This is a genomic window from Knoellia flava TL1 (genome assembly GCF_000768675.1).
In the GTDB taxonomy this organism is placed as follows: Bacteria; Actinomycetota; Actinomycetes; order Actinomycetales; family Dermatophilaceae; genus Knoellia; species Knoellia flava.
This window is the reverse complement of sequence record NZ_AVPI01000014.1, coordinates 51917-68953: the sequence shown is the minus strand read 5'-3', so window position 1 is coordinate 68953 and position 17037 is coordinate 51917. Positions and strand designations below refer to the sequence as shown.

At 71.1% G+C, this 17037-nt stretch carries 18 protein-coding genes and 2 pseudogenes; 9 read left to right on the top strand and 11 right to left on the bottom strand.

All coding sequences use genetic code 11. The features are described from left to right. Positions 1-76: 76 nt before the first annotated feature. Positions 77-622 carry a hypothetical protein gene (locus N798_RS07100; RefSeq protein ID WP_035947371.1) on the bottom strand — a complete coding sequence of 182 codons (546 nt, stop codon included), beginning with the start codon at positions 620-622 and terminating at the stop codon, positions 77-79. 86 nt (positions 623-708) lie between these two features. Between N798_RS07100 and N798_RS07095 the strand changes: the two genes are divergently transcribed. Both N798_RS07095 and N798_RS07090 read left to right on the top strand, forming a co-directional pair. Then, positions 709-960 carry a DUF6582 domain-containing protein gene (locus N798_RS07095; RefSeq protein WP_035947370.1) on the top strand — a complete coding sequence of 84 codons (252 nt, stop codon included), beginning with the start codon at positions 709-711 and terminating at the stop codon, positions 958-960. A gap of 245 nt (positions 961-1205) precedes the next feature. Beyond that, positions 1206-1553 (top strand): hypothetical protein, encoded by a 348-nt coding sequence (locus tag N798_RS07090; RefSeq protein ID WP_035947369.1) that lies wholly within the window; start codon positions 1206-1208, stop codon positions 1551-1553. A 110-nt stretch (positions 1554-1663) separates the two neighbouring features. Here N798_RS07090 and N798_RS07085 read toward each other — a convergent pair whose 3' ends face one another. The 7 genes from N798_RS07085 to N798_RS07055 all read right to left on the bottom strand — a co-directional run bounded on the left by N798_RS07085 (position 1664) and on the right by N798_RS07055 (position 10254). After that, positions 1664-2227 carry a glycine cleavage system transcriptional repressor gene (locus tag N798_RS07085; protein WP_035947368.1) on the bottom strand — a complete coding sequence of 188 codons (564 nt, stop codon included), beginning with the start codon at positions 2225-2227 and terminating at the stop codon, positions 1664-1666. 16 nt (positions 2228-2243) lie between these two features. After that, positions 2244-4652, bottom strand: a complete 2409-nt coding sequence (gene ppsA / locus N798_RS07080) for a phosphoenolpyruvate synthase (protein ID WP_035947367.1) — start codon at positions 4650-4652, stop codon at positions 2244-2246. A 38-nt stretch (positions 4653-4690) separates the two neighbouring features. Beyond that, the gene (locus N798_RS07075) at positions 4691-5503 is read right to left on the bottom strand and encodes a pyruvate, water dikinase regulatory protein (protein ID WP_229708797.1); all 813 of its coding nucleotides are present in this window, start codon (positions 5501-5503) and stop codon (positions 4691-4693) included. 17 nt (positions 5504-5520) lie between these two features. Further along, positions 5521-6045, bottom strand: a complete 525-nt coding sequence (locus tag N798_RS07070) for a LutC/YkgG family protein (protein WP_308738195.1) — start codon at positions 6043-6045, stop codon at positions 5521-5523. Between the two features lie 137 nt (positions 6046-6182). Further along, positions 6183-7715, bottom strand: a complete 1533-nt coding sequence (locus N798_RS07065; protein ID WP_035947364.1) for a LutB/LldF family L-lactate oxidation iron-sulfur protein — start codon at positions 7713-7715, stop codon at positions 6183-6185. Beyond that, entirely contained in the window at positions 7709-8479 is a 771-nt protein-coding gene (locus N798_RS07060) for a (Fe-S)-binding protein (RefSeq protein WP_035947362.1), read from the bottom strand. Before N798_RS07060 ends, N798_RS07065 begins: the two co-directional genes overlap by 7 nt. Continuing rightward, positions 8476-10254, bottom strand: coding sequence for an L-lactate permease (locus N798_RS07055; protein ID WP_035947361.1), 1779 nt, complete (start codon positions 10252-10254; stop codon positions 8476-8478). The genes N798_RS07060 and N798_RS07055 overlap by 4 nt, the downstream gene beginning before the upstream one ends. A gap of 161 nt (positions 10255-10415) precedes the next feature. Here N798_RS07055 and N798_RS07050 point away from each other — a divergent pair, with 161 nt between their 5' ends. Next, positions 10416-11168 (top strand): FadR/GntR family transcriptional regulator, encoded by a 753-nt coding sequence (locus N798_RS07050; RefSeq protein ID WP_229708794.1) that lies wholly within the window; start codon positions 10416-10418, stop codon positions 11166-11168. A gap of 50 nt (positions 11169-11218) precedes the next feature. Continuing rightward, positions 11219-12262, top strand: coding sequence for a pirin family protein (locus N798_RS07045; RefSeq protein ID WP_035947360.1), 1044 nt, complete (start codon positions 11219-11221; stop codon positions 12260-12262). Positions 12263-12286: 24 nt separating this feature from the next. Here the strand turns inward: N798_RS07045 and N798_RS18980 are convergent. Beyond that, positions 12287-12625 (bottom strand): annotated as a pseudogene (locus N798_RS18980) (LutC/YkgG family protein); the annotation flags it as partial. Positions 12626-12850: 225 nt separating this feature from the next. Further along, positions 12851-13582 (bottom strand): annotated as a pseudogene (locus N798_RS07040) ((Fe-S)-binding protein); the annotation flags it as partial. 126 nt (positions 13583-13708) lie between these two features. On the opposite strand from N798_RS07040, the gene gntA reads away from it, so the two are divergent. From gntA to N798_RS07015, 5 genes are all read left to right on the top strand, one after another. Further along, positions 13709-14389 (top strand): guanitoxin biosynthesis heme-dependent pre-guanitoxin N-hydroxylase GntA, encoded by a 681-nt coding sequence (gene gntA, locus N798_RS07035; protein WP_035947359.1) that lies wholly within the window; start codon positions 13709-13711, stop codon positions 14387-14389. Next, positions 14386-15027, top strand: a complete 642-nt coding sequence (locus N798_RS07030; RefSeq protein WP_035947358.1) for a DUF1989 domain-containing protein — start codon at positions 14386-14388, stop codon at positions 15025-15027. The genes gntA and N798_RS07030 overlap by 4 nt, the downstream gene beginning before the upstream one ends. A 9-nt stretch (positions 15028-15036) precedes the next feature. Then, a complete protein-coding gene (locus N798_RS07025) occupies positions 15037-15558 on the top strand; it encodes a hypothetical protein (RefSeq protein WP_035947357.1) in 522 nt (173 codons plus the stop codon). After that, positions 15543-16031 carry a DUF421 domain-containing protein gene (locus N798_RS07020; protein ID WP_198030720.1) on the top strand — a complete coding sequence of 163 codons (489 nt, stop codon included), beginning with the start codon at positions 15543-15545 and terminating at the stop codon, positions 16029-16031. Before N798_RS07025 ends, N798_RS07020 begins: the two co-directional genes overlap by 16 nt. A gap of 145 nt (positions 16032-16176) precedes the next feature. Beyond that, positions 16177-16605, top strand: a complete 429-nt coding sequence (locus N798_RS07015) for a hypothetical protein (RefSeq protein WP_035947356.1) — start codon at positions 16177-16179, stop codon at positions 16603-16605. Positions 16606-16713: 108 nt separating this feature from the next. On the opposite strand, the gene N798_RS07010 is transcribed toward N798_RS07015, so the two are convergent. After that, on the bottom strand, positions 16714-17022 hold the full coding sequence (locus N798_RS07010) for a DUF1905 domain-containing protein (protein WP_035947404.1): 309 nt from the start codon (positions 17020-17022) through the stop codon (positions 16714-16716). Between the last annotated feature and the right edge of the window lie 15 nt (positions 17023-17037).

Here is a 17037-nt window from a genome sequence, read left to right as displayed (position 1 = left end):
GCCGTCGTCGCGCGGATGCCGAACGGCAGCGCCGGTAGCCGGCGGGACGGAGCGATGGCGAACTCGGAGCGGGGCCTCACCGGCGGCGCCCGAGCCAGGAGGTGGGGCGGTCGAGCAGCCCCGCTGCCCCGCGCTGCTGCTCGCCGAGCCAGGCGTCGAGGACGAGGAGGCCGCCGGTCGCCGCCGGCGTCGCCCACTGCAACCAGCGCATCCGGGCGGCGAGCTCCTTCGTGCGGCGCCGCGCGGCGGGGTCGCGGTCCGCCCTCTCCTGAGCCTGGCCGAGGTGGGCCCCGTTGACGTAGGCGGCGCCGCTGGCCGCGAGCGCGGCCCCCGTGAGCGCCGTCTTGAGCACGACGGCGACCGTCGTCGGCGGGTGCAGCACCGTGCGCCGCCGGTTGTCCGCGACGATCGCGAGCCCGCTCAGCAGGTGCAGGCCGATGGCGGCCCCCTGGACCGGGCCCCACTCGTTCCAGCCGCGGTCGGAGATCTGCGCTCGCTCGCGCTCGTCGTCGCCCTCGCGGGCCGCCGGGTTGAGGCCGACCGCACCCATGAGCGAGCCTCCGAACCACGCGGCGTTCGTCACGAGGTGGGTGGCCCGGATCGCGGTGCTGGAGAGCGTCATGCTCCTGACGCTAGGGACGAGTCGGTGCCCACGCTCCACCCCAAAGGGCGGAACCACGCGGTGGGCGATCGGCATACGGTGGAGGGATGGGAACCCACATCTCCAGGCGCGACGACGTCAACCCCTCCGAGGGCGAGCGCGAGTACGGCGACGTGACGTTCGCCGACCCGACGAACAAGAAGTACCCGATCGACACCGAGGAGCACGTCCGCGCGGCGTGGTCCTACATCAACAAGAAGTCCAACGCCGCGAAGTACGACGCCGAGGAGGTCGACGCGATCAAGGGCCGCATCAAGCGCGCCGCCGGCAAGCACGGCATCGAGATCGACGACGACTGACGTCGCGGCCCCTCGCGGCGGGGGGGCTCACCCCGGGCGCAGCGGTTCCGCAGCAGATCCGCAGCGCCCGGCCCCAAGGTTCTCGACGACCACCCCCGTCGAGAGGACCCGAGACGAAGCGCTCCCTCACCACCGCCCTGGCCGGCGCCGCCGCCGTCTGCGCCGTCGTCGCCTCCGCCCCGGCAGCCAGCGCCGAGAGCAACACCGCCACCTACGCCGGCTGCCGCGGCGACCTCAGCCGGTCGGTGCCGATCACGAACGCCGGTGGCACGGTCCTCAGCCGCGTCCAGATCTGGGAGTACAGCCGCTACCGCGAGTCCGAGGTGTGCGTGAAGAACGTCCACGTCGGCGGCACGGTCGGCAGGACCATGTGGACGATGGTGTCGATCGGCAGCCTCTACGACCGCGGCGACTACTCGCAGTACGCCGGCGCCATCCGCACCCACGGCGACTGGTACGGCTCCTACGACATCCACGTCGGCGGTGCGAACCCGTCCAACCCCGACCGTGACTACGCCTGCAAGAAGGTCGACGGGCGCATCGGCGACCACTGGGCCCCCAACATCTGGCTCTGCTGGCTCAACAGCATCTGACCCGGCCGGCGACCCTGACGCCGGCCCATGGGGGCGAGCCGGTGTGCCGTCGTGCGGCACGGCATACCGGCTTCGCCCCTCGTCGAGGCGGTGGGGGTGCCCGGTCGGGCTCAGGCCGGTTCGCCGGGCTCCGGGGCGTCGAGGGTGAGGTCGACCATGATCTCGGTCGCGAGCTCCTCGAGCGCGGACTGGAGCGCCGGGAGGTCGGTGCCGGCGGGTGCGGTCGCGGTGGCGACGGCGTCGAAGAGCTGGCCACCCGCCTCGGGCGTCGGCCGGGTCCCGGTCACGAGCTCGGAGACGCTGAGGCCGTGGTCGGCGAGGACGCCCGAGACGGCCCCGACGATGCCCGGGTGGTCGTTGCCGAGCAGCTCCACCCGCACGCGCACCGGCGCCTCGTCGGTGCCTTGGCCGCCCACGTCGGCGGCCGTCGCCTCGTCCGCCGCACCGTGGACGGTGACGTCGAGCAGGCCCTCGAGCGGCGCGAGCGCCTCACGGAGCGCGCCGGCGCGGTCGTCCGGGACGGTGACGACGACGATCCCGGCGAACTTCCCGGCGAGCTCGCTGAGGTGGCTGCGCTCCCAGTTGCCGTCGTTCGCGGCGATGACGTCGGCGAGGGCCTTGACGAGCCCGGCGCGGTCGTCACCGATGACGGAGAGGACGAGTGTCGTGGTCACGCTCGCAGCGTAGCCCTCAGGCGTTGGCGCGCTTGGCGAGCCGCAGCCAGGTGTCGACGACGGTGTCCGGGTTGAGCGACATCGACTCGATGCCCTGGTCGAGCAGCCAGTCGGCGAGGTCGGGGTGGTCCGAGGGTCCCTGGCCACAGATGCCGATGTACTTGCCGCGCGCCTTGCACGCCTCGATGGCCATCGACAGCATCTTCTTCACCGCCGGGTCGCGCTCGTCGAACGAGCCGGCGACGAGCCCCGAGTCGCGGTCGAGCCCGAGGGTGAGCTGGGTGAGGTCGTTGGACCCGATCGAGAACCCGTCGAAGTGGTCGAGGAAGGCGTCGGCGTTGACCGCGTTCGACGGGACCTCGCACATCATGACGACCTGCAGGTCGTTCTCGCCGCGCTTCAGACCGTGCGAGGCGAGGAGGTCGATGACGCCCTCGGCCTCGGCGAGGGTGCGGACGAACGGGATCATGATCTTGACGTTGGTGAGGCCCATGTCGTCGCGGACGAGCTTGAGCGCCTCGGCCTCCATGGCGAAGCACTCCGCAAAGTCGTCCGACAGGTAGCGGGCCGCTCCCCGGTAGCCGATCATCGGGTTCTCCTCGGTCGGCTCGTAGCGCTCGCCGCCGATCATGTGGGCATACTCGTTGGACTTGAAGTCGCTCATCCGCACGATGACCGGCTCGGGCGCGAAGGCCGCCGCGAGCATCGAGACACCCTCCGCGACGCGCTTGACGAAGAAGTCGCGGGGCGAGTCGTATGCCGCGATGAGGCTCTCGATCTCGGCCTTGAGCTCCGGCTCCTGGTCGTCGAGCTCGAGCAGCGCGCGCGGGTGGATTCCGATCTGGCGGTTGATGATGAACTCGAGGCGGGCGAGCCCGATCCCCCTGTGCGGCAGGCGCGAGAACTCGAAGGCCTGCTCGGGCGTGCCGACGTTCATCATGATCCGCACGGGGACCTCGGGCATGTCGTCGAGCTCGGTCTCGCTGACCGAGAACTCGCGCAGGCCGTCGTAGACGAACCCGGTGTCGCCCTCGGCGCACGAGACGGTGACCTCGCGGCCGTCAGTGAGGTCGCGGGTCGCCGAGCCGGTGCCGACGACGGCGGGGATGCCGAGCTCACGCGCGATGATCGCGGCGTGGCAGGTGCGACCGCCGCGGTTGGTGACGATGGCGCTGGCGCGCTTCATCACCGGCTCCCAGTCGGGGTCCGTCATGTCGGCGACGAGCACCTCGCCCGGCTCGAAGTCGTGCATGTGCTCGGCGGAGGTGAGGACGCGCACCGCGCCGGCGCCGATCTTCTGGCCGATGGCGCGGCCCTCGGCGACGACCTCGCCGCGCTCGTCCATCCGGAACCGCTGAAGGGTCGAGCCGGACTGGCGCGACTTCACCGTCTCGGGGCGGGCCTGGAGGATGTAGAGCCTGCCGTCGACGCCGTCCTTGCCCCACTCGATGTCCATGGGGCGGCCGTAGTGCTCCTCGATCCTGAGCGCGTGCTCCGCGAGCTCGGTGACCTCCTCGTCGGTGAGGCTGAGCCGGGCGCGGTCGGCCTCGTCGACGTCGACGAACTCGATCGAGCGGCCGACCTCGTAGTCGTCGGTGTAGACCATCTTCGTGGCCTTGCTGCCGACGCCGCGCTTGAGGATCGCCGGCCGGCCGGCGCGCAGTGCGGGCTTGTGGACATAGAACTCGTCGGGGTTGACCGCGCCCTGAACGACGGCCTCGCCGAGCCCGTAGCTGCTCGTGACGAAGACGGCGTCGGGGAAGCCGGACTCGGTGTCGATCGTGAACATCACGCCCGAGCTGCCGATGTCGGAGCGGACCATCCGCTGGATGCCGGCCGAGAGCGCCACGGCCTCGTGGTCGAAGTTGCTGTGTACGCGGTAGGCGATCGCCCGGTCGTTGTAGAGCGAGGCGAAGACCCGCTTGATCGCGAGCAGCATGTTGTCGATGCCGCGCACGTTGAGGAAGGTCTCCTGCTGCCCCGCGAAGCTCGCGTCGGGCAGGTCCTCGGCGGTGGCGCTCGAGCGCACCGCCCAGCTCACCTCGTCGGCCGCCGCTCCCGCCTCGGAGACGAGACGCTCGTATGCCGTGCGGATCTCGTCCTCGAGGTCGGCCGGGAACGGCTGCTTCTCGACGGTGTCGCGGATCTCCGCGCCGGCCGCGGCCAGGGCCCGGGTGTCCTCGACGTCGAGCTCGCGCAGGATGCCGTTGATCCGGTCGGCGAGGCCCTCGTGGGCGAGGAAGCGGCGGTAGGCGTCGGCCGTCGTCGCGAAGCCGTCGGGCACCCGCACGCCGGCCTTCGACAGGTGCTGCACCATCTCGCCGAGGGAGGCGTTCTTGCCGCCGACGTGCTCGACGTCGTCGAGACCGAGCTCGGCGAACCAGGCGATGTTGGTGCTGCCGGCTCCCTGCTGGGTGGCGGTCATGGCGGTCCTTTCGTCGGGGCGTCGTCGCCCTCTTGTGCTCAACCGAGGTCGGGGAGCCGGCTGCTCTGCATGATCACGGCGGCCATCTCCTCGACGGACATCTTGGCGGAGTTGATCGACGGGATCCGATGCGCCCTGTACATCGCCTCGGCCCGGCGCAGCTCGTAGCTGCACTGGGCGAGCGTGGCATAGGTCGACCCGGGCCTGCGTTCGCCTCTCACCTGGCTGAGCCGGGCAGGTGTCGAGAGCAGCCCGAAGCACTTCTCGGCGAGGGGCCGGATCGGGCGCGGCAGGTCGGCGGAGTCGAAGTCCTCGGGCACGAGCGGGTAGTTCGCGACCTTGAGCCCGTGCTGGAGCGCGAGGTACATCGAGGTCGGCGTCTTCCCGCACCGCGACGGCGCGACGAGGATGAGGTCGGACTGCTCGAGGTTGCGCAGGCTCGCCCCGTCGTCGTGCTCCATGGCGAACTCGATGGCGCGCATCCGCTGGTCGTAGCGGACGGTGTCGCCGACGCCGTGGAGCGCCGTCGTGTTGTGGGTGGCGTTGACGTGCAGGACCCGCTCGACGGTGTCGAGGTGCGAACCGAAGAGGTCGATGAAGGCCGCCCTCGTGCGCTGCAGCTCCTGGCGGATCTCCTCGTCCGAGACGGTCGAAAAGAGCAGCGGGGTCACGGCGTCGGTCATTGCCGCGTCGACCTGGTCGAGGACCGACCTCGCCTGGTCGACCGTCGTGACGAAGGGGATCTTGCGGCGGGTGAAGGTCAGCCCGGGGAACTGCGCGAGCAGGAGGTTGCCGAGGGTCTCGGCCGAGATGCCCGTGCCGCCGGCGACGAAGAACACGGGGGTGCGCATGCTCTCCTCGGCCACGGTCATGCCCCGGCGATGACGACGACGAGGGTCCGCGGGCCGTGGACGCCTTCCACGCGCTGCAACTCGATGTCGCTCGTCGCACTCGGGCCACTGATCCACGTGAGCGGTCGAGCGTGCGCGGCCTCGGCGTGCAGCCGCGTCACCGACTCGGGCACGTCGTGCTCGATCTGGTCCTCGCGGATCACGCAGACATGGGTGTCGGGGACGAGGGTGAGGGCCCGGCGCCCCTGGTCGGGCGCATGGTCGAGGACGATCGTGCCCGTCGTCGCGATGCCGACCGCCGCGGCCGTGACGACCGCGTCGATGACGTCGAGTGCCTGCGCGGAGGTCGCGTCCGTCTCGGCCACGACCTCGAACTCGCCGCGCAGCGCGTCGACCCAGCCCGCGTCCAGACCGCTCGGCGTGACGACTGACCGTCGGCCGAGGGAGCGCAGCTGCTCCACGATCGCCTCGGCCACGGCATCGGCCGGCACCCGCACCACGGTGGCCTCGTAGTCGGCGACGTTCTCCGCGAACAACTCCACGGTCTCCTCCGACGGATTGCGACGCCCCGCCGGGACTCGTCCCTCGGAACGACGGGACGTCGCATCCAGTCGGGACTCGGTCGTGACGTCAGCGGTCGCCGAGCGCACCCGGGCCAGGATCTCCTCGCGCGCACCCATCACGCCTCGCCTCCCGCGTCGGTCCCGTCACCGGGCTTCGGTATGCCGTCCGCTCGCCCTCTCGGCCCGGCCTCGCCTCCCGACGTGTCGCGCTCTCGCGCCCACCACTGGCGGAACGTCTCCTTGGGCGGCGTCGGCACGTTGCGGGCATCGGTCCAGGCGCCGAGGCCAGGGACCCTCGTGATGGTCCGCTTGCCGATGAGCTTGCCCGCGGTCGTCGCGCCGCGCTGGGCCACCGCCAGGCGTCGCGGGTCGGACAGCACCCATGCCGCCGCTTTCATGGCCGCCGACTCGGCCCGGTGCCCGCCCTGCTCGGCGACCGTGCCACGCAGCTCGACGAGCAGCTCGGGGATGTTGATCCGCACGGGGCAGGCGTCGAAACAGGCTCCGCACAGCGACGACGCATAGGGCAGGGACGCGTCGACCTCACTCGTGGTCCCGCGAAGCTGCGGGTTGAGCACCGCACCGATCGGACCGGGATAGACCGACCCGTAGGCGTGCCCGCCCGTGCGCTCGTAGACCGGGCAGACGTTGAGGCACGCGGAGCACCGAATGCACCGAAGTGCCTGTCTCCCCACGGAATCCGCCAACACGTGGCTGCGTCCGTTGTCGAGCAGGACGACGTGGACCTCCTGCGGCCCATCGCCCTCGTGCACCCCGGTCCACATGGTCGTGTAGGGGTTCATCCGCTCCCCCGTGCTCGACCGCGGCAGCAGTTGGAGCATCGGCCCGAGGTCGTCCCACGTCGGCAGGACCTTCTCGATGCCGACGACCGAGATGAGGGTCTCGGGCAGCGTGAGGCACATCCGCCCGTTGCCCTCGGACTCGACGACGACGAGTGTCCCCGTGTCAGCGATGGCGAAGTTCGCGCCCGACACCGCGACCCTGGCGCGGAGGAACTTCTCGCGCAGGTGCAGTCGGGCCGCCTCGGCCAGGCGGGCCGGCTCGTCGGTGAGGTCGGCCGGCGCCGGCCGACCGACGTTGCCCATCTCGCGCAGGAACACGTCGCGGATCTCCGTGCGGTTGCGGTGGATCGCCGGCACGAGGATGTGGCTGGGCAGGTCGCCGAACAGCTGGACGATGAGCTCGGCGAGGTCGGTCTCCCACGCGTGGATCCCGGCCGCCTCGAGGGCCTCGTTGAGCTCGATCTCCTGGGTCGCCATCGACTTGACCTTGACGACCTCGTCGACACCCTTGGCCCTGGCGACGTCGACGACGATGCGGTTGGCCTCGGCGGCGTCGCGCGCCCAGTGCACCGTCGCGCCGCGCGCGGTGAGCGACTGCTCCAACTGCTCGAGGTAGTCGCCGAGGTGGTGCAGGGCCTCGTCCTTCGCCGCCGCACCGGCAACCCGAATCGCCTCCCAGTCCGCGACCTCGCCGACGACCGCGGCCCGCTTGGCCCGGATCGTGTGGGTGGCCCTGTGGAGGTTCTGCCGCTGCTGCGTGTTCGCGAGCTCACGCTGTGCCGCTTCGGGGAACGCCGGCATCCCGACGAAGGTCGGCGACGTCTGCTGGACCGGCGGGGTCACCATGTCGGTTGCTCCTTCGTCGACGCGAGGATCTCGGCCAGATGCATGGTCCGTATGCCGGTCCGTTGCCTTCCGAGGATCCCGCCGATGTGTGCCAGGCACGAGTTGTCGCCGGCGACGAGCACCTCGGCCCCCGTCTCCTCCACGTGCGCCGCCTTGTCGGTCCCCATCGCCACGGACACGTCCGAGTTCTTCATCGCGAAGGTGCCACCGAAGCCGCAGCACTCCTCCGCGCCGGGCAGCTCGACGAGGTCGATGCCCTCCACCGCGCGCAGCAACTGCAACGGCCGGTCACCAACCCGGAGCATCCGCAGGGAGTGGCACGTCGGGTGATAGGTCACCCTGTGCGGGAACCAGGCGCCGACATCGGTCACGCCGAGGACGTCGACGAGGAACTCGGAGAGTTCGTACACCTTCGGCCGCACGCCCTCCACCTCGGATGCGAGACCGGGGTCGCCGGCGAGGCGGGCAATCATCGGGTGCTGGTCACGCACCGACCCGACGCACGACCCCGACGGCGCGACCACGGCGTCGTAGCCCTCGAACACGTCGACGAAGTGACGGACGAGCGGGACGGCCTCACCGGCATACCCGGTGTTGGTCATCATCTGTCCGCAACAGGTCTGCTCGGCCGGGAACTCGACCCGGCAGCCGAGGCGCTCGAGCAGTCGCACGACGGCCTTGGGCGTCTCCGGCCACATCGTGTCGTTGAAGCACGTCGCGAAGAGCGCGACCCGAAGGTCGGTCCGAGGCTGCCCTGCCGTCACGGCAACATCCAACCAAGAACTGTGGACTGAAGTCCGACAAGGACACACACCGCGATGATGAGACCGACGCTCCACGGCAGGACCTTGCGCAGGATCTCGGACTCGCGGCCGACCATCCCGACCGCCGTCGCAGCGATCGTGAGGTTCTGCGGGCTGATCATCTTGCCGACGACGCCACCGGAGGTGTTGGCCGCGACGAGCAGCGTCGGGTCGATCCCGGCCCTCGTCGCCGCCGTCTGCTGGAGGGTCGCGAACAGGGCGTTGGCGCTCGTGTCGGACCCGGTCACAGCGGTCCCGATCCATCCGAGTAGCGGTGACAGGAAGGCGAAGGCGGCTCCGGCTCCCGCGATCCAGGTCCCGATGGTGATCGTCTGGCCGGAGAGGTTCATGACGTAGGCCAGGGCGAGCACCGAGGCAACGGTGAGGAACGCGAAGCGCATCTTGTGCGCCGTCGCCGCCAGCTCGGCGCCGAGCCCGCTGACACCGACGCCGTAGACGAGGGCGACGATGAGCGCGCTGAGGAGCAGCAGCGTGCCGGGCGAGCTGAGCCACTGGAAGGTGTAGGTCGTGGCGGCACTGGCCTCGCCGCCGTGGGTGAGGATCTCGCCGGACGTGCCGGGCCACGGGATCTTGACGTCGGTGCCGGCCAGCCAGTCCTTGACCGCGGGCACGAGCTTGGCCACCGAGAAGATCGCGATGACGAGGACGTACGGGAAGAGCGCCATGCTGATCCGTCGCGGCGTGAGCGCACGGGCGCGGGCGTCGAGTTCCGCAATGGAGACGCTGTGGTCGTCCCCTGCCTTGTCGAGGGCGCGCGGCGGTTCCGTTTCGTCACCGGATCCACCGGCGGCGTATGCCGTCCGCTCGCCTCCCGCGACCGTCACCAGGTCGCGCTCGCGCTCGGCGCTCAGGGTCTCGAGGGCGGCCTCACGACCGCTGGGCTGCCACACGCGCAGGAAGAGGACAGCGGCGGCGAGGCCGGCGAGGGACGCGACGATGTCGGTGAGCTCCACAGAGATCCACGTTGCCGAAATCCATTGCGCGACAGCGAAAGCCACGCCGACGACGAGAGCGATGGGCCAGGTCTGGCGGATGCCGCGGCGACCGTCGGCCATGAGGACGAGGAGGAGCGGGACGAAGAGCGCGATGACAGGTGTCTGGTGTCCGACGTAGGCGCCGATCTCGGTGTAGGGGATCTTGGTGAGGTTGCCGGCCGTGATGATCGGGATGCCGATGGCGCCGAACGCGACAGGTGCGGTGTTGGCGAGAAGCACGACCGTGGCGGCGCGCAGCGGGGAGAAGCCGACAGCCATGAGCATGACGCCGGTGATGGCAACGGGGGCGCCGAAGCCGGCAAGCGCCTCGAGCAGTCCGCCGAAGCAGAACGCGATGATGATCGCCTGGACACGGGGGTCGTCCGAGATGAGGTGGAAGGTCGCGCGCAAGTCCTCGAAGTGACCGGATCGGACCGTCACCTGGTAGAGCACGATCGCCGTGAAGACGATCCACATGATCGGGAAGAGACCGAACACCGCGCCCTGGGTCGCGGACAGCGCGGCGAGGCCGACCGGCATACCGAAGGCGAGGACGGCGACCAGCAGCGCGACGGCGACGGCTGCGAGGCCGGCCCAGTGGGCCTTCCAGCGGAGCACACCGAGCGTCACGAAGACGGTGAGGAGCGGCAGGGCCGCGACGAGCGCGGACAGCGCGAGGCTGTCGAGGACGGGTGCGATCTCGGGCTGGTACGAGCCGGTGAGCGCGGGAAGTGCGGTCATCCTGACCTCCGGGTAGGGCGGGACACGACGGTGGGTCTGCCTTCTCACTAAATGGTCAGACCATTAGCGAGTCGGTCCAAGATAGAGCCGTCGCAATGGCCGCGTCAAGAGGTCTGACCATTTCCCGCCCCTGGGCCAGTGGAGGTGGCATGCTTCACGCCATGCCCCGCTCCGGACAGCCCCAGGCTTTTGAGCTCGTCCTCGCGTGGGTGGATGCGCAGATCCTCGAGGGACGGCTCCGCGTCGGCGACCACCTCCCTGCCGAGCGTGAGCTTGCAGCCACCCTCGACGTGAGTCGGGCCGCCGTGCGCGAGGCCGTCCGGACCCTCCAGGCACAAGGCGTCGTGCACTCGTTCGTCGGGGCCGGGCCCGGCGGGGGTACGGTTCTCACGTCGGTGCCGTCGCGCGCCCTGAGTCGGCTGCTGCGCCTGCACGTCGCCCTGGCCAACTTCCCCCTCCCCGACGTCATCGAGGTGCGCATCGCCCTCGAACGGCTGAGCGCCCGCCTCGCCACGGTCAACGCCTTGGACGAGGACTTGGCCGACGCGCGCCGAGCGCTCGAGGTGATGCGCGACCCCTCGATCGACCGTCAGGCCTTCAACGACGCGGACACCGAGTTCCACGTGGCCCTCGCCACGGCCGCAGGCAACCGGCTCGCCAGCGACCTCACCGCTGCGATCCGGGAGTCGATGCGGCTGCCGATCCTCGACCGGTTCCGCCACCTGCGTGACTGGGACGAGGTCGTCGCGGACCTGCGCTCGGACCACGAGGCGATCTTCGCCGCGATCGTGGGCCGTGATGCCGATGTGGCCGAACGCCTCGTCGAGGCCCACATCCGGTCCGCCTGGCAGGCGATCACCCTAGCCGACGGCGGCGGGGCGGAGCACACTCGGGAATGCGCCGACCGGCCTTAGTGGTTGAATGCTCAACGACCTTGTCCGAGGTCCCGAGAAGGAGGCCGACCATGCCTGCTGTCACTGCCGACACCCTGACCCTCCCCCGCCTCGCGCGGCCCAGCGAGGGCGCACGCCACCGCGAGGTTCGCCGCCAGGTCTCGGGGCCCAAGGGCTTCGAGGGCGAGGGCTTTCCGGTGACCCGTGCGTTCGCCGGGATCCCGGTGCAGGAGCTCGACCCCTTCGTCCACATGGACGAGATGGGCGCCGTGAACTATGCGCCCGGCGAGCCGCGCGGGACGGACTGGCACCCCCATCGCGGTTTCGAGACCGTCACCTACATCATGGACGGCCGCTTCCGGCACCAGGACTCGCACGGCGGTGGCGGGATGATCGAGGACGGCGCCACCCAGTGGATGACCGCCGGGTCCGGGGTGCTGCACATCGAGACCCCGCCCGCTGAGCTCGTCGTCTCCGGCGGCCTCTTCCACGGCGTGCAGCTGTGGGTCAACCTGCCGGCGGCCAAGAAGTGGTCCGACCCCCGCTACCAGAACCTCGAGGGCACCGACTCGACCCTCGTCACGACCCACGACGGCGGCACGCTGCTCCGCATCATCGCCGGGTCCATCGGCGGCCGGAGCGGACCCGGCGACACCCACACCCCGATCACGATGGCCCACGCGACCATCTCCCCCGGTGCGCGGGCCGAGATCCCGTGGAACCCGGCATACAACGGGCTCGTCTTCGTCTTCTCCGGCCGCGGGTCAATCGGCCCCGACCGGCGACCCATCCGCCCGGGACAGACGATCGTCACGGGCCCCGGCGACCTGCTGACCATCACCGCCGACGAGCGCCAGGACGTCGAGACCCCCGCACTCGAGGTGCTGCTCCTCGGCGGGCAGCCCATCCGTGAGCCGGTGGTGCAGTACGGCCCGTTCGTCATGAACACCAAGCGCGAGGTGGTGCAGGCGTTCGAGGACTTCCAGGCCGGACGGCTCGGCCGGGTGCCCGCAGACGGGCTGCGGCCCTACCGGCCGACCGACGAGGAGCTGCGCGCGGCCGTCGCCGGGATGGCCCACGGGGACGTGCACGCGCGCACGCCCGACGAGGCCTGAGCCCTCAGCCGCCCGAGGACCCGCTCAACCGACCGGGACCAGCACGACGACGAGGGTGCGCGGACCGTGGACGCCCTCGACCCGCTGGAGCTCGATGTCGCTCGTCGCGCTCGGCCCACTCACCCACGTGAGCGGCCGGCCCCGGTGGGCCTCGCCACCGAGGATCCGCACGGCGTCGGGCACGTCGTCGACGACCTGGTCCTCACGGACGACGCAGACGTGGGTGTCCGGCACGAGGGTGAGCGCGCGTCGCCCCTGGTCGGGACCGTGGTCGAGGACGACCGTCCCGGTCGTCGCGATCCCGACCGCCGCGCCCGTGACGACGGCGTCGACGCCGTCGAGGTCGGTGGCAGACCCCGCGGCGTCCTCCGGCACGACGTCGAACCCGGCTTCGAGGGCGGCCACCCACGCGGGGTCGAGCCCGGACGGCACGACGACACTCCGCAGCCCCAGGCCGGAGAGCACCGCGCAGACCGCCTCGGGCACGTCGTCGGATGGCGCCCGCACGACCTCGGCGCGGTAGTCGGCGATGTTCTCGGCGAAGACCTCGACCGAGCCGGCAGCCACCTGCGCCGGCCCGGCAGGCGGCAGGTGCATCGTCCGTATGCCGGCCCGTCGCCTCCCGAGGATGCCGCCGATGTGCGCGAGGCACGAGTTGTCGCCGGCGACGAGCACCTCGGCGCCGGTGCCGGTGACCCGGTCGGCCTTGTCGACGCCCATGGCGACGGACACGTCGGGGTTCTTCACCGCGAAGGTGCCGCCGAAGCCGCAGCACTCCTCGGCGCCGGGCAGCTCGATGAGGTCGATGCCCTCGACGGCCCGCAGGAGCCGCAGCGGACGGTCGCCGACCCGCAGCATGCGCAGCGAGTGGCAGGTCGGGTGGTAGGTGACGCGGTGCGGGAAGTACGCGCCGACGTCGGTGACGCCGAGGACGTCGACGAGGAGCTCGGACAGCTCGTGGACGCGCGTCGAGACCTGCTCCACCTCGGCGGCGAGCCCGGTGTCCCCGGCGTCGCGGGCGACCGTCGCGTGCTGGTGGCGGACCGAGCCGACGCACGACCCCGACGGCGCGACGACCGCGTCGTAGGAGCCGAAGACGTCGACGAAGCGACGCACGAGCGGCAGGGCGTCACCGGCATACCCGGTGTTGGTGAGCATCTGACCGCAGCAGGTCTGCGCGGCAGGGAACTCGACGCGGCACCCGAGCCGCTCGAGCAGGCGCACGACGGCCTTGGGCGTCTCGGGCCACATCGTGTCGTTGAAGCACGTGGCGAAGAGCGCCACGCGGAGGCCCGCGACGGGGAGCTGCGCCGTCGTCATCGCCCCATCCAACCAGCCACGGCCGCTCCGCACCCGGTTCGGCGCCCGTGGCACCCGTAGGGAGGTAGTGACCCGTCGAGCGACCTGCCTACGGTCGCGTCGAAAACCCTGCCAGGAGGCCACATCATGAGCTCGACCCAGCCGCCCGTCCCGACACCCGAGTCCGTCCACGACCACCTCGCCGCGTGGGTCCTCGACCCCGACTACCCCTGCCTCGGTGCCCGCGCCGTCTTCAACCGCGAGCGCGACCACATCGTCACGACGGGCCGGCTCGGCAGCGCGAGCAGCAGCCTCGACGTCTACCAGGCGCTGCGCTCGTTCGGTGAGGACGCGGACCCCGACGAGGGCTTCACCTCGCTCGTCGCCGCGTTCGGTGGCGCGGTGCCGCCGACCGAGCAGGCCTTCGAGCAGCGGCTGTGGACGACGCTGCAGCACCTGCACGACTTCGACGACAGCCCGTGGGACCCGGACGTGTCGAGCGACCCCGCCGACCCGGACTTCTCGTTCAGCATCGGCGGCTCGGCCTACTTCGTCGTCGGCCTCCACCCGCACGCCTCCCGCGACGCCCGCCGCACCCCGTGGCCGGTGCTCGTGTTCAACCTGCACTCGCAGTTCGTGGAGCTCAAGGCGAGTGGCCGCTACGAGCACATGCGCGACCTCATCCGCAGCCGCGACCTCGAGCTCCAGGGCTCGCTCAACCCGATGGTCGCCGACCACGGTGAGGTCTCCGAGGCCCTGCAGTACTCCGGGCGCCGGGTGGAGCCGACGTGGCAGGCGCCGCTGGAGCACGACAGGGTGGGTTCGTGACCCAACCCCTCGCCGACGGTTTCACCCGCCTCGCCCCGCAGACCGGCACGCACGTCCGGCTCGCCGCGGGCGAGGTGCTCACCCTGCTCGACCCGACCGGGGTGCAGGTGAGCGACCTCTACTGCGTCGCGGCCGACGACGTAGACGAGAGGCTCTCGTCAGGGCGGTCGATCGACTTCGAGAACGGCATCCGGTTCACCACGGGCTCGACGCTGTGGAGCAACCGCAGCCGCCCGATGCTCACCGTCGTCGAGGACTCGTGCGGCACGCACGACTTCCTCCTCACACCCTGCAGCCAGCAGACGTTCGACATCCTCTACCCCGACCTCGGCGGTGCCGAGCACCCCAGCTGCTTCGCCAACCTCGTCGACGCGCTCGAGCCGCACGGCGTGCGCCCCGACGACATCGGGACGACCCTCAACGTCTTCATGAACGTCTGGGCGGACGACACCGGCGACCTCCACATCGACCCGCCGCCGAGCGTCGCCGGCGACCGGTTCTCGGTGCGCGCCGAGATGGACCTCCACGTCGGCATCACCGCGTGCTCGGCCGAGAAGTCCAACGGCGGGACGTGCAAACCGATCGACTACCTGGTCTCCCCCGCGTGGCGAGGTGCCCTGCCCGATCAGACGTCCTAGCGTCGGGTCGTGGCCCGCACGGACTCGACGACCGAGGACCTGGTCGAGGCACCCCGCACCTTCCGGGGACAGCTGGCGCACCGCACCGGCGTCGGTCTCGTGCTCCTCGTCGCCGCCGCCGGACTTCTGGGCCTCCTCGGGCCGCGCACGAGCACCCACACCGAGGCGGCCGACGGCTGGCGGCTGTCCGTGGAGCACGCCTCCATCACCCGCTCAGGCCAGCCGGCGCCGCTGCACCTGCGCATCGAGAGCAGCGACGGCTTCACCGGGCCGGTGCAGGTGGCCCTCTGCGACGACCTCTTCGACCACCTCGACTTCCAGAACTGGTACCCGAACCCGTCCGCCGAGACGAGCTCGCCCACGCGCCTGCTGTACGAGTTCGACCCGCCCGAGGGCAACGTCCTCGAGGTGAGCCTCGACGCCCGGGCGGCACCCGGCCAGTGGGGTGGGCGCGAGCAGTGCCGGGCCGAGGTGCTCGACGCCGAGCAGCCGGTCGTCAGCGTGGACTTCACGACGTGGGTGGCGCCCTGATGGACATCGTCGTCCGCGCGGCCGTCGTCTTCCTCGTGCTGTGGCTCGCCATCCGCGTCTCCGGCAAGCGCGAGGTCGCCCAGCTCTCGGCCTTCGACATGATCATGGTCGTCACGCTCGGTGACCTCGTCGCACAGGGCGTCGTGCAGGAGGACTACTCGCTTAGCGCGGCCACGCTGGCCGTCTCGACGTTCTGCCTGCTCAGCCTGCTGCTCGCCTGGATGCACTACCGGTTCCCCCGGTCGCGCCCGCTGCTGTCCGGCCGGGCCCGGGTCGTCGTCCGCGACGGCGAGCCCGTGCTCGACGTGCTCTCCTCCGAGCGCGTGACGATCGAGGACGTGCACGAAGCGGCTCGCGAGAAGGGAATTCGCAGCCTGCGCGACATCGAGCTGTGCGTCCTCGAGGTCGACGGGGGCTTCTCCTTCTTCACCAAGGAGCGGTCCTCCGCCGACGACGGCGCCCAGTCCTCCTAGTCCTCGCGGGGCACCGGACGGGCCCCTCAGACCTCCCGGCGGCGCGGGACACCTGCCCCTGTCCTCCGGGACACCGGGCGCGACACCGTGTGGGGGTACCCATGGCGGACCGACACGGCCCGCCGACACCACACAGGAGGAAAACATGCACCGCACGACCCTGCGCCGGGCCGGACTCGCGATCGCCGCCACCGGGACCGCTGCCGTCCTCGCCGCCGCCCCGGCGATGGCACACCACTGCTTCGTCCCGATGTACTCCCTCGACGGCGCCCCGTCCTCGGCCAACTGGTTCGTCATGTCGGCCGCCGACGGCGCCATGTTCGAGGCCGGCTACGAGCCCGCCTGCGACGCAGCCGTCGACGCCGGCTACGACGCGCTGCGTGCCGCCGGGCTCCCCGTCGGCATCAAGATCTTCGAGAAGATGACGATCGGCGACCCGAAGCACACCGGGCGGATGAACCCGAACGGCGCCAACGGCAAGGGCCTCGAGTACTTCGGCGCCGGCTCCGAGCTGCCGTTCCAGATGGTCGAGACCTTCATCGAGGGTGCCGAGTCGGCGGACTGCGCCGGCTGACCCCTGCTCCCGGCAGGGAGCCGCACGGGTCCCACGGGCCGCGACACAGGGGGTCGGGGTTCGTGGGACCTGCGCGTGCCGGGCCCGGTCAGCGGCGGTCAGCGGCGGTCAGCGGCGGTCGGCCCGGCCCACCCAGAGCGTCACCGTGACCCTGTCGTCGGGCTCGACACCACTCGCCCGCCGGACCGCGTCCTTGACCGGAAGCAGGTAGGCCCCGTCCTTGGGGAAGAGTGCGGTGCTGAAGTCCACCCCCTCGATGCGGGCCTCGACCGGCACCTGCCCCCAGTACTCCAGGCCCTTGGCCGCGAGCTTGATGTCGCCGCTCTCCTCCTCGGGGATGGCGACGAAGTAGTAGGGCGCCGGCCCACGCCACTCGATCACCGGGCCGTCGAACTCGAGGGGCTCACCGAGGTCCATGGGGGCATTGTGCTG